Source organism: Streptomyces bikiniensis, from assembly GCF_000716625.1.
GTDB classification, from domain to species: domain Bacteria; phylum Actinomycetota; class Actinomycetes; order Streptomycetales; family Streptomycetaceae; genus Streptomyces; species Streptomyces bikiniensis.
Genome location: NZ_JNXJ01000015.1, coordinates 427,455 through 439,702 on the forward strand (window position 1 = coordinate 427,455; position 12,248 = coordinate 439,702).

Annotated in this window: 11 protein-coding genes; 6 read left to right on the forward strand and 5 right to left on the reverse strand. The window is 73.8% G+C overall.

Annotation, left to right across the window (positions count from 1 at the left end; translation table 11 throughout):
* Positions 1–47 precede the first annotated feature (47 nt).
* The gene (locus tag OO47_RS15050) at positions 48–1,871 is read left to right on the forward strand and encodes an ABC transporter transmembrane domain-containing protein (protein WP_030214185.1); all 1,824 of its coding nucleotides are present in this window, start codon (positions 48–50) and stop codon (positions 1,869–1,871) included.
* Positions 1,868–3,649, forward strand: coding sequence for an ABC transporter ATP-binding protein (locus OO47_RS15055; RefSeq protein ID WP_030214189.1), 1,782 nt, complete (start codon positions 1,868–1,870; stop codon positions 3,647–3,649). Before OO47_RS15050 ends, OO47_RS15055 begins: the two co-directional genes overlap by 4 nt.
* Before the next feature lie 67 nt (positions 3,650–3,716).
* Here OO47_RS15055 and OO47_RS15060 read toward each other — a convergent pair whose 3' ends face one another.
* A complete protein-coding gene (locus OO47_RS15060; protein WP_030214192.1) occupies positions 3,717–4,508 on the reverse strand; it encodes a metal-dependent hydrolase in 792 nt (263 codons plus the stop codon).
* 131 nt (positions 4,509–4,639) lie between these two features.
* Here OO47_RS15060 and OO47_RS15065 point away from each other — a divergent pair, with 131 nt between their 5' ends.
* Both OO47_RS15065 and OO47_RS15070 read left to right on the forward strand, forming a co-directional pair.
* Entirely contained in the window at positions 4,640–7,153 is a 2,514-nt protein-coding gene (locus tag OO47_RS15065; protein WP_030214195.1) for a DEAD/DEAH box helicase, read from the forward strand.
* Positions 7,154–7,167: 14 nt separating this feature from the next.
* Positions 7,168–8,031, forward strand: coding sequence for an acyl-CoA thioesterase (locus OO47_RS15070; protein ID WP_030214197.1), 864 nt, complete (start codon positions 7,168–7,170; stop codon positions 8,029–8,031).
* A gap of 52 nt (positions 8,032–8,083) precedes the next feature.
* Here the strand turns inward: OO47_RS15070 and OO47_RS15075 are convergent, their stop codons facing one another.
* A complete protein-coding gene (locus OO47_RS15075) occupies positions 8,084–9,154 on the reverse strand; it encodes an RNA ligase (ATP) (protein ID WP_030214200.1) in 1,071 nt (356 codons plus the stop codon).
* 109 nt (positions 9,155–9,263) lie between these two features.
* Positions 9,264–9,494, reverse strand: coding sequence for a DUF6011 domain-containing protein (locus tag OO47_RS15080; RefSeq protein WP_030214203.1), 231 nt, complete (start codon positions 9,492–9,494; stop codon positions 9,264–9,266).
* Positions 9,495–9,537: 43 nt separating this feature from the next.
* Between OO47_RS15080 and OO47_RS15085 the strand changes: the two genes are divergently transcribed.
* Together OO47_RS15085 and OO47_RS15090 are read left to right on the forward strand one after the other, a co-directional pair.
* Positions 9,538–10,020 carry a glutathione peroxidase gene (locus tag OO47_RS15085; protein ID WP_030214206.1) on the forward strand — a complete coding sequence of 161 codons (483 nt, stop codon included), beginning with the start codon at positions 9,538–9,540 and terminating at the stop codon, positions 10,018–10,020.
* A complete protein-coding gene (locus tag OO47_RS15090; RefSeq protein ID WP_030214208.1) occupies positions 10,013–10,795 on the forward strand; it encodes a putative protein N(5)-glutamine methyltransferase in 783 nt (260 codons plus the stop codon). The genes OO47_RS15085 and OO47_RS15090 overlap by 8 nt, the downstream gene beginning before the upstream one ends.
* A gap of 25 nt (positions 10,796–10,820) precedes the next feature.
* Here the strand turns inward: OO47_RS15090 and OO47_RS15095 are convergent, their stop codons facing one another.
* Positions 10,821–11,633 carry a hypothetical protein gene (locus OO47_RS15095; RefSeq protein ID WP_030214211.1) on the reverse strand — a complete coding sequence of 271 codons (813 nt, stop codon included), beginning with the start codon at positions 11,631–11,633 and terminating at the stop codon, positions 10,821–10,823.
* Between the two features lie 48 nt (positions 11,634–11,681).
* Complete coding sequence (locus OO47_RS15100; RefSeq protein WP_030214213.1) at positions 11,682–12,224, reverse strand: nuclear transport factor 2 family protein; 543 nt, start codon at positions 12,222–12,224, stop codon at positions 11,682–11,684.
* Positions 12,225–12,248 lie beyond the last annotated feature (24 nt).

Consider the following 12,248-nt stretch of genomic DNA (forward strand, 5'->3'; position numbering starts at 1 on the left):
TCCCCGGCGCGCGTTTCCCCCGTCCGACCCGGAGCTCCTGGGACGCCATGCAGATTCGAGATCTTCCCTACGCCGATCCCGGGGTGCCCGACGTCCGTTCGGGCACGCGGTTCCTCGTCTGGATCGGCCGTCAGCAGCTCGGTGGGCAGGTGAAGTCCCTGCTCTGGGGGCTGCTGCACCACCTGGGCATCGCCGGGCTGCCGTTCGGCGTCGGGCTCGCCGTCCAGGCGGTGGTGGACCGCGACGGCGGGCGGCTCGCGCTCGCCGGGGTGCTGCTCGTGCTCCTCGGCGCGGCGGTCGCGACCGGCGACGTGATGCTGCACCGGACCGCCGTCACCAACTGGATCACCGCGGCCGCCCGGGTGCAGCAGCTCCTGGCCCGCAAGACCGCCGAGCTCGGCTCCGTCCTGACCCGGCGGGTCGCCGCGGGCGAGGTCGTCGCCGTCTCCACCGGCGACGTCGAGAAGATCGGCTGGTTCGTCGAGGCCCTGTCCCGGTTCGCGGCGGGCGCCGTCGTCCTGGTGGCCGTCTGCGCGGGCCTCGTCGTCTACGCGCCGGCCCTGGGCGCCGTGGTGGCCGTCGGCGTGCCGGTCCTCGCGCTTTCGGTGCTGCCGCTCCTCCCCCGCGCCACCCGCCGGGCCGACGTCCAGCGCGAGAAGGCGGGCCGGGCCACGGAGCTGGCCTCCGACACCGTCGCCGGGCTGCGCGTGCTGCGCGGCATCGGCGGCGAGGAGTTGTTCCTCGGCCGCTACCGCGCCGCCTCGCAGGAGGTCCGCCGGGCGGCCGTGCACAGCGCGCGCATGTGGGCGCTGATCGCCGCGATCCAGGTCGTGCTGCCCGGCGTCCTGCTCATCGTGGTGGTGGCGTACGGGGCCCGGCTCGCGCTCGACGGGCGGATCTCGGTCGGCGAACTGGTCACCGTCTACGGCGCCGTGGCCCTGACCCACCATCCCCTGCGCAACGTCGAGGAGATCGCGATGGCGTTCTCCTTCTCCCGGCCGTCCGCGAAGCGGGCCGCCCGGGTCCTCGCCCTGACCCGGACCACGACGACCGTGACCACGGCCGGCGGGGGCGGGCGGCCGGGGGCGGGCGGCGACCTGTACGACCCGCTGACCGGGCTGCGCGCCCCGGCCGGTCTGTTCACCGCCGTCGTCTGCGGCGACCCGGACGCGGCCGGACGGCTCGCGGACCGGCTCGGCGGCCATCCGGCCGAGCCGGAGGCCGGTCACGCCCCGGTGCTCCTGGGCGGGGTCCCGCTCGACGAACTGCCCCTGGAGACCGCCCGTACCGCCGTCCTCGTCCAGGACAAGGACCCGGTGCTGCTCTCCGGCACCCTGCGCGAACTGCTCGACGTGCCCTCCTCGGGCGCGGTGCGGGCCGAGGACGCGCTGGCCGCCGCCCGCTGCGAGGACGTCCTCGACGCCCTGGCCCAGGCCTCCGTGGACACCGGCGGCGACCCGATGCGCACCCGGATCACCGAGCGCGGCCGGTCGCTCTCCGGCGGCCAGCGCCAGCGCCTGGCGCTCGCCCGGTCCCTGGTGGCCGACCCGGAAGTACTGGTGCTGGACGAGCCGACCTCGGCCGTCGACGCGCACACCGAGGCGCGGGTGGCCGCCGGGATCGCCGGGCTGCGCGCGGGCGCCACCACCGTCGTCCTGGCCTCCTCGCCGCTGCTCCTGGACCGGGCCGACCGGGTCGTCCTGGTCCACGAGGGCGCGGCGGTCGCCGTCGGCACCCACCGCGAACTGCTCGCCCGGGAGCCCCGCTACCGCGCGGTCGTCACCCGCGAGACGGACGAGGAGCTCGCCGCCGTCCCCGCTCCCGGGGACCCGCTGGAAGCGGAAGAAGCGCTGGAAGGGGAATCGGCATGATCGGCCTGGCTCCGCCGGAGTACGACCCGGGGGCCCCGACGACGGCGACGACGCTGCCCGTCGCCGCGACCTCGACCGTCCGCGCCTACGTGCGCGACCTGCTCCGCCGCCACCGCCGGGCGTTCGCCCTGCTCGTCGGGGTGAACGCGGTCGCCGTGATCGCCTCGATGGTCGCCCCCTACCTGCTGGGCTCGGTGGTGGACGACCTGGCGGCCGGGGCCCGCGACCTGCACCTGGAGCGCACGGTCGCGCTGTTCGCGGGCGCACTCCTCGTCCAGACCGTCTTCGTGCGGCTCGTCCGGCTGCGCGGGGCCATGCTCGGCGAGGAGATGCTGGCGGACCTGCGCGAGGACTTCCTGGTGCGCGCGGTGGGCCTGCCGCCGGGCGTGCTCGAACGGGCCGGGACCGGCGACCTGCTCTCCCGGATCACCACGGACGTCGACCGGCTCGCCAACGCGATGCGCGAGGCCGTGCCCCAGCTGGCCGTCGGCGTCGTGTGGGCGGGGCTGCTGCTCGGCGGCCTCGCGGTGACCGCGCCGCCGCTCGCCCTCGCCGTGCTGCTCGCCGCGCCGCTCCTGGTCGTGGGCTGCCGGTGGTACTTCGAGCGGGCGCCCTCGGCGTACCGCTCGGAGTCGGCGGGGTACGCGGCGGTGGCCGCCGCGCTCGCCGAGACCGTCGACGCGGGCCGCACGGTCGAGGCGCACCGCCTCGGCCGGCGCCGGATCGCCCTGTCGGACCGGCGGATCAAGAACTGGGTCGCGTGGGAGAGGTACACGCTCTTCCTGCGGTCGGTGCTCTTCCCCGTCGTCAACCTCACCCACACGACGGTGCTGTGCGCCGTGCTGCTGATCGGCGGGGTGTTCGTGCTGCGGGGCTGGATCGACGTGGGGCAGCTGACCACCGGCGCGCTGCTCGCGCAGATGCTGGTGGAACCGATCGGGATCGTGCTGCGCTGGTACGACGAGCTCCAGGTCGCGCAGGTGTCGCTGGCCCGGCTCGTCGGCGTCCGGGACATCGAGCCGGAGACGGGCGACGGGACGGTGCGGCCCGAGGGCCGGACGGTGCGGGCGGACGAGGTGGGGTTCGGCTACCGGGAGGGCGCCGACGTGCTGCACGAGGTGTCCCTGACGGTGGCGCCGGGCACCCGGCTCGCCCTGGTCGGCCCGTCCGGGGCGGGCAAGTCCACCCTCGGGCGGCTGCTCGCGGGCGTGTACGCCCCGAGGGCCGGTTCGGTCACGCTCGGCGCGGCCGAGCTGGCGCGGATGCCCGCCGAGCGGGTCCGCGAGCACGTGGCCCTGGTCAACCAGGAGCACCACGTCTTCGTGGGCTCCCTCCGGGACAACCTGCTGCTGGCTCGGGCCGGGGCCGACGACGCCGAGCTGTGGGCGGCGCTCGCGGCCGTGGACGCGGAGGGCTGGGCCCGGGGGCTCGACGCGGGCCTGGACACCGAGGTCGGCTCGGGCGGCCGGACGCTCACTCCGGCGCAGGCCCAGCAGATCGCCCTGGCCCGGCTCGTCCTGGCGGACCCGCACACCCTGGTCCTGGACGAGGCGACCTCCCTGCTCGACCCGCGGGCGGCCCGCCACCTGGAGCGGTCCCTGGGCCGGGTCCTCGACGGGCGCACGGTCGTGGCGATCGCGCACCGGCTGCACACCGCGCACGACGCCGACCTGATCGCCGTGGTCGAGTCCGGCCGGATCAGCGAACTCGGCAGCCACGACGAACTGGTCGCGGCGGACGGGGCGTACGCGGCGCTGTGGCGGTCCTGGCACGGATGAGCGGTACACGGGTGAGGGCCCGCTCCGGATCTCCGGTGCGGGCCCTCACCCGTGCGTACGGACGGGGCTATATGTAGCCGAGCGCGGAGGCCCCGCCGAGCCCGCCCAGGAGCATGAAGGCGGGCGTGAGGACCTTCAGCTCGACCCAGCTTCCGGCCCGGAACCGCATGAACTTGGGCGGGCCGACCGGGTACCAGAACTTGCGGCCGACGGGTATGGGCCAGAGGACCGGGCAGCCCGAGACCGTCAGGGCGTCGCCGATGTCGTGGACGAGGGCGCCGAGGACGATCGGCAGGCCGAGCCACAGGTACTCCTGGCCGGGACCGGTGAAGAACCAGTTCGCGCCGTTGCCGGGGTCTTCGAGGATGTCCGCCATGATCCAGGCGCCGGCCGCTCCGAGCAGCCAGACCAGGACGTCGCTGGAAGCCCGCGCGGCCTTCCACAGGAGGCCTTCCACGGCCAGGACCGCGTGGACGAAGAGGAGGGCGAGGACCGCCCACCGGCCGCCGCTGACCGCCGCCGCGGAGGCCCCGACACCCATCAGGGCCGCCCAGAGCCAGGTGTGGGTGAGGGTCCGGTGCCCCCCTGTCCGCCGGGGGTCGGCCTTGGAACGGGTGGCCTTGTAGACGGCGTACGACAGCTTGTCGATGATCCCGCAGAGGATCTTGGAGAGGGGCCCGAAGGAGCGCGATATGGTCGCGGACTTGTGGTCGAGGTCGGGGGCGAGGGCCGCGCCCGCGCAGATGAGCGCGCCGACGACGAGGACCGGCCAGGGCATCGGGCGGTCGTAGGCCGCCGCGAGGGCCCCGACCCCCAGCCAGGCCGCCGCTCCGGACAGCGAGTGCGCCGGTCCCATCATGGTTGGCCCGCCTCGTTTCTCCCCTGCCGGCGCTCGGTTGGCGCCCGGTCGACGGACGAGCCTACCGCCCGTGATCAACACCGCCGGTGGCCGGTTCCCTGCTCCGGACGGAATCCAGGCAAGATGGGGGCGTGACCCTTATCGACCAGCTGCCGCCGACCGCCGACCCCGACGCCCTCTTCGAGGCCTTCTCCTCCTGGGCCGAGGAGCGGGGCATCACGCTCTATCCGGCCCAGGAAGAGGCGCTGATCGAGGTCGTCTCCGGTGCGAACGTCATTCTGTCCACCCCCACCGGATCGGGAAAGTCGCTGGTCGCGGCCGGCGCGCACTTCACCGCGCTGGCGAACGACCAGGTGACCTTCTACACCGCGCCGATCAAGGCGCTGGTGTCGGAGAAGTTCTTCGACCTGTGCAAGCTCTTCGGCACCGAGAACGTCGGCATGCTGACCGGCGACGCCTCCGTGAACGCGGACGCGCCGGTGATCTGCTGCACGGCGGAGGTCCTGGCCTCGATCGCGCTGCGGGACGGCAAGTACGCCGACATCGGCCAGGTCGTCATGGACGAGTTCCACTTCTACGCCGAGCAGGACCGCGGCTGGGCCTGGCAGATCCCGCTGCTCGAACTCCCCCAGGCGCAGTTCGTGCTGATGTCGGCGACGCTCGGCGACGTGTCGATGTTCGAGAAGGACCTGACCCGGCGCACGGGCCGGCCGACCTCGGTGGTCCGCTCCGCGACCCGGCCGGTGCCGCTGTCGTACGAGTACCGGCTCACCCCCATCACGGACACCCTGACGGAGCTCCTGGAGACCAGGCAGGCGCCCGTCTACATCGTGCACTTCACGCAGGCGCAGGCCGTCGAGCGCGCGCAGTCGCTGATGAGCATCAACATGTGCACGCGCGAGGAGAAGGACAAGATCGCGGAGTTGATCGGCAACTTCCGCTTCACCACCAAGTTCGGCCAGAACCTCTCGCGGTTCGTGCGCCACGGCATCGGCGTGCACCACGCCGGCATGCTGCCGAAGTACCGGCGCCTGGTGGAGAAGCTGGCGCAGGCCGGTCTGCTGAAGGTGATCTGCGGGACGGACACGCTCGGCGTGGGCGTGAACGTGCCGATCCGCACGGTGCTCTTCACGGCCCTCACCAAGTACGACGGCAACCGGGTGCGCACGCTGCGCGCCCGGGAGTTCCACCAGATCGCGGGCCGGGCGGGCCGGGCCGGCTTCGACACGGCCGGGCTGGTCGTGGCGCAGGCCCCCGAGCACGTCATCGAGAACGAGAAGGCGCTCGCGAAGGCCGGCGACGACCCGAAGAAGCGCCGCAAGGTGGTCCGCAAGAAGGCTCCGGAGGGCTTCGTCGCCTGGAGCGACACGACCTTCGAGAAGCTGATCGCGGCCGAGCCGGAGCCGCTGACCTCCCGCTTCAAGGTCACCAACATCATGCTGCTCTCGGTGATCGCCCGGCCGGGCAACGCCTTCGAGGCGATGCGGAGGCTCCTGGAGGACAACCACGAGCCGCGCAAGGCGCAGCTGCGGCACATCCGCCGGGCCATCGCGATCTACCGCTCGCTGCTCGACGGCGGCGTGGTGGAGCAGCTGGACGAGCCGGACGCGGAGGGGCGGACGATCCGGCTGACGGTCGACCTCCAGCAGGACTTCGCGCTCAACCAGCCGCTGTCGACGTTCGCGCTCGCCGCGTTCGACCTGCTCGACCCCGAATCCCCCTCGTACGCCCTGGACATGGTGTCCGTGGTCGAGTCGACGCTCGACGACCCGCGCCAGATCCTCGCCGCCATGCAGAACAAGGCGCGCGGCGAGGCCGTGGGGAGGATGAAGGCGGACGGCGTCGAGTACGAGGAGCGGATGGAACGGCTCCAGGAAATCTCGTACCCGAAGCCGCTGGAAGAACTGCTCTGGCACGCGTACAACGTCTACCGGACGTCGCACCCGTGGGTGGGCGACCACCCGGTGTCTCCGAAGTCGGTCATCCGCGACATGTACGAACGGGCCCTGTCCTTCACCGAGTTCACCTCCTGGTACGAGCTGGCGCGGACCGAGGGCATCGTCCTGCGGTATCTGGCGAGCGCGTACAAGGCGCTCGACCACACCATCCCGGACGACCTGAAGACCGAGGACCTGGAGGACCTGATCGCCTGGCTGGGCGAGATGGTGCGCCAGGTGGACTCCTCGCTCCTCGACGAGTGGGAGCAGCTGGCGAACCCGGAGGTCCAGACGGCCGAGGAGGCGCAGGAGAAGGCCGACCAGGTCAAGCCGGTCACGTCCAACGCCCGCGCCTTCCGGGTCCTGGTGCGCAACGCCCTGTTCCGCCGCGTGGAGCTGGCCGCCCTGGACAACGTGGACGCGCTCGGCGAGCTGGACGCGGAGTCCGGCTGGGACGCGGACGCGTGGGGCGAGGCGATGGATGCGTACTGGGACGAGTACGACGACCTCGGTACGGGCCCGGACGCGCGCGGCCCGAAGCTGCTGAACATCGAGGAGGACGCCGCCCACGGCCTGTGGCGCGTCCGGCAGACCTTCGCCGACCCGAACGGCGACCATGACTGGGGCATCAGCGCGGAGGTGGATCTCGCGGCCTCCGACGAGGAGGGGCGCGCGGTCGTCCGCGTGACGTCCGTCGGACAGCTGTAGGAGGAGTTGCCGTGGTGACCAATCCCGCCGAGAGACTGGTGGACCTGCTCGACCTGGAGCGGATCGAGGTCGACATCTTCCGGGGCCGCAGCCCGCAGGAGTCGTTGCAGCGGGTCTTCGGCGGGCAGGTCGCCGGGCAGGCCCTGGTGGCGGCCGGGCGGACCGTGGAGGACGACCGGCCGGTGCACTCGCTGCACGCCTACTTCCTGCGGCCGGGCCGTCCCGGGGTGCCGATCGTGTACCAGGTGGAGCGGGTGCGCGACGGGCGCTCGTTCACGACCCGCCGGGTGACGGCGGTGCAGGAGGGGCGGACGATCTTCAATCTGACGGCCTCCTTCCACCGGCCGGAGGAGGCCGGGTTCGAGCACCAGCTGCCGCCCCGGCACATGACGGACCCGGAGAGCCTGCCGATGCTGGTGGACGAGATCCGCGACCACCTGGGCGAGCTGCCGGAGGCCCTGGAGCGGATGGCCCGCCGGCAGCCCTTCGACATCCGGTACGTGGACCGGCTGCGGTGGACGAAGGAGGAGGTCGAGGGCGCCGATCCGCGCAGCGCGGTGTGGATGCGGGCCGTGGGGCCGCTGGGCGACGACCCGCTGGTCCACACCTGCGCCCTGACGTACGCCTCGGACATGACCCTGCTCGACGCGGTCCGGATCCCGGTCGAACCCCTCTGGGGCCCGCGCGGCTTCGACATGGCGTCGCTCGACCACGCGATGTGGTTCCACCGGCCGTTCCGGGCGGACGAGTGGTTCCTGTACGACCAGGAGTCCCCGATCGCCACGGGCGGCCGGGGACTCGCGCGGGGCCGGATCTACGACCGCGAGGGCAGGCTCCTGGTGTCGGTGGTCCAGGAGGGCCTGTTCCGCAAGCTGTGAGGGTCCGGGGGCCCGTCCGGCCACGATCCGCCGGACGGGCCCCCGGAGGCCGTCACTCGAACTCGGTGCCGCCCTTGCGGGTGAGGTAGGCCGGGCTGACCGCCTTGGCGATGGCCCGGCCGCCCAGGACCGGGCTGTACCGCTCGGTCGCGGACCGCACGACGACGCCCTCCCGCAGGTGTGCCTCCCGGCCGGAGACCGTCTCCCGGCCGCTCGCGTGGGCGAGGACGGTGTCCAGGTCGTACGGGCCGGAGTACAGGCGCGGGACGAGCGGGACCTCGCCGGGCTCCAGGACCTCGGCCGGGTCCAGCCAGCGGACCTGTCCGTCGATCTCGGCGGACACGTCGAACAGCGCGTACCCGACGGTCCCGCCGCGGGCGTCGGCGCCGTACGCCAGGTCCTGCACCCCGGCGCCGTACACCTCGCCGAAGAGGCCGACGCGGCGGGCGCCGAGGCGCTGCGCCAGGCGTTCGGCGACGGCGGCCAGGCCGTGGCCGTGGACGGCGCGCCAGTACAGGTTGCGCGGGTCCTCCTTGAGGGCGAGGCCCTTGGCGCCGAAGCCCTTGGAGGAGACCCGGACGCGCCCGTCCCCGGCGTGGTACGTCAGCAGGCAGGCCGTGCCGTGGAGCTTCTCCGTCAGGACGACGGGCTCGCCCGGTTCGAAGACGCCCGGGTAGCGCTGGAGGTTCTCGACGTCGACCCAGGGCAGCAGGTCGGGCGCGCTCTCCACGTCGCCGCTCATGTGCGTCGGTATCGGCGGCGCCCACTTGACGATGCCGAGCCGCTCCGCGAAGTCGGTGCCCTCGGCGGCGGCCCGTACCAGGTCGGTGTCCGCGAGGGCGGCGGGCCGGCAGACGAGCCCCTGGGACAGCTCCCCGCGCAGCCGCACGGCCTTGACCCGGTCCGCGTTCCCGCCGGCGAGGCGCCCGGTCAGGCCCAGTTCCTCGATGAGCGCGGCGGGCAGCACCGCCTGCTCGGGGATGTAGACGGCGGCGTCGCCGGTCTTGTAGGCGCCCTTGGCGACGACGGCCCGGTAGAGGCCGACCTGGGCCAGTTCCAGGGCGTCGGCGTTGGGATGGGGGTGGACGGTCAGGACTTCGGCGGTGACGCGCAGGGTCGACACGGTTCAGGACTCCGGTTCCGGTGGCTCGGGTGGCGTTCTCATCGCGGCCAGCCTGCCGGGCCGGAAACCGCTGGCCCACCGGTTTTCGCGGCTGGTAGCGTCGCGCGGCTCACCGGGCTTCCGGCGGGTCCAGGCCCGGCAGGGCGTCCTGCTCCACCTCGTGGCGGCGGGTGCGGATGTCCGGGCCCGGCGGGTGGAGCTTGGCGTCGCAGGTCGGGCCGAGACCGGTGCGGCGCGAGTCCGCGCCCGTCAGGGGGCGGCCGCAGAGCCGGCAGAGGACCCGGCGCGGCGCCGGTCGCGCGGGGGATTCGATCGGGATTGCCAGTGGTTCGTCGCCCATGGTCAGATCAAACCCCATCCCCCTGTTCGCGCGAGGAGCGGCCATGAGCCTGTACGACATTCCGCTGAAGACCCTGACCGGCGACCCGGTCTCCCTGGCCGACTACCGGGACCGCGCGGTCCTGGTCGTGAACGTCGCCTCCCAGTGCGGTCTGACCCCGCAGTACGCGGGTCTGGAGCGGCTGCAGAAGGAGTACGGGGAGCGCGGCCTCACCGTGCTCGGCGTGCCCTGCAACCAGTTCGCGGGCCAGGAGCCGGGCAGCGCGGAGGAGATCCGGACGTTCTGCTCGACGACGTACGGGGTGTCCTTCCCGCTCCTGGAGAAGACGGACGTCAACGGCCCGGACCGCCACCCGCTCTACGCGGAGCTGGTGAAGGTCGCGGACGCCGGGGGCGAGGCCGGTGACGTGCAGTGGAACTTCGAGAAGTTCCTCATCGGCCGGGACGGGCGGGTCACCCGCTTCCGTCCGCGCACCGAGCCGGACGCCCCCGAGGTCGTGGCGGCCATCGAGGCCCAGCTTGTCTGACGTGGTGGACGGCGCGGGGGTGGTCGAGCGGCTGCGGGCCGCCGGCTGCGTCTTCGCCGAGGAGGAGGCCGCGATGCTGCTCGCGGCCGCTCACGGGCCCGCCGAGCTCGACCTGATGGTCGAGCGGCGGGCCTCCGGGCTGCCGCTCGAACACGTCGTGGGGTGGGCCGAGTTCGCCGGGCTGCGGATCGCCATGGACCCGGGGGTGTTCGTGCCCCGGCGGCGGACCGGTCTCCTGGTCGAGCGGGCCGTGGCGCTGGCCGCGCCCGGCGCGCTCTGCGTCGACCTGTGCTGCGGCTCGGGCGCGGCGGCCGCGGTGCTGCTCGACCGGGTCGAGGGCGCGGAGGTGCACGCCTCGGACGTCGAGCCGGCGGCGGTGGAGTGCGCCCGGCGGAACCTCGGGCCGCGCGGCGGCCGGGTGTACGAGGGGGACCTGTTCGCGCCCCTGCCTCCGGAGCTGCGGGGCCGGGTCGAGGTCCTGGTCGCCAACGTGCCGTACGTGCCCACCGGGGACATCGGCCTGCTGCCGCCCGAGGCCCGCGACCACGAACCGCTCGTCACGCTCGACGGCGGGCCGGACGGCCTGGACGTGCTGCGGCGGGTCGCCGCAGGGGCGCCGGAGTGGCTGGCGCCGGGCGGGCACCTGCTGGTGGAGACGAGCGAGCGGCAGGCCGGTGCGGCGCTGGAGGCGGTCTCCGCGCACGGCCTGGAGGCGGAGGTCGTCACGTGCGAGGAGCGGTACGCGACGGTGCTGGTCGCCACGCGGGCCGGGTGAGGCCCGCAGACGGCGTTCCGGCGGCTCAGCGGCCGAAGGTGTCGATGTTCTCGACGAGCCAGCGGCCGTCCCGGTGGACGACGTCCACGGCGAACATCGCGCCCGCGTAGACCCCCTGGTCCTGGGCCTTCTGCTGCTTGCCGCCCTTGGTGGTCCCGGCCGTGCTCACGCTGCTCTGGTCGGCGTAGACCAGGACCCGGGCGCGGTCGCCGTCGATCCGCTCGACCGCGCTGTCGGTGACCGCCGTGGTGATCACCGTCTTCTGCTCGGCCGCCCGGGCGAGCACCCCGCCGAGCAGCGTCCGGTGCTGCTCGACGGCCTTCCCGGTGAGGAGGGCCTTCCCGGCCTCCTCGAAGGCGGCCGGGTCGGCGTGGTCGTAGGAGAAGAGCGCGGCGACGGCCGCGGCGGTCTGTCCCTTGATCTCGCTGGTACGGGCGAGGTCGGTGAGGGCGGTGTTGCCGCGCGCGGGGTCGTCGCGGAGGTCGCCCGCCCGGCTGTGCGCCCAACCGGCGAAGCCGCCGAGGAGGAGGGTCAGGACGCAGAGGACGACGAGGGGGACGGGACCGCGTGACCGGGTCCGCCGCCCGGCGGTTTCCCGGTCCGGCCGCCCGGCCTTCTCTTCGGCCTCCTCCCGTACGGCCTTCGCTCCGGCTCTCCTTTCGGCCTCCTTTTCGGCCTCCTCCCGTACGGGCTTCGCCGCCGTCCGCCGCCGGGCCTCGGCGGCGGGCTCGGTCAGGAGGCCCACGGACGTACGGGGGCGGGGGGCCGTGTCCCCGGGTGCGGCGGCGAGGGCCTGGCGGCGGCGCCGGCGGTTGAGGTGGTGGCGGGGCGTGGGCATCGTGCGTCGTCCTTTCGCGTGCGGGCGGCTCTCGCTGGTACGGGCCGGTCAGCCGGCCGCCGTGCCGCCCACGGGGGCCTGCCCCAGGGCACTGAGCTTCCACCGGCCGTCGGTCCGGGTCAGTTCGCCCAGCATGCGGCTGTCCTTGTCGGTGCTCTTGCTGTCGGGTGTCGTGACGGTGATGCGCAGGGCGACCAGCAGCCGGGCCCGTCCCGCGCGGTCGTCGAGCTCGGTGACGGCGCCGGACAGCACCCGGGCCGTGGTCACCGTCTTCGCGGCCTTCACCTGTCCGGCGAACTCCGTGCGCCCGTCCACGAGTTGCTTGTGGAGTTCACCGGTCGTGGAGGACTCCCAGAGGTCGAGGCCCTGGTCCACGCGCCGGTGGTCGAGCGTGTTGAGGTTCTGCACGGCCTGCTCCCCCGCCGCGAGCGCCCGGTCGCGCTGCACGGCGTACGCGGCGGAGTCGTCGTGGGCCGCGGCGTACCAGTCCCGGCCCGCCCAGGCCGCGAAGGCGCCCGCGACGAGGGTGAGGACGAGGGCCACCGCCAGGGCGGGCCGGACGCCCGCCGGGGTGCGGACCGTGCGTGTCATGGAGTGCTCCCGTCTCCCGCTCGT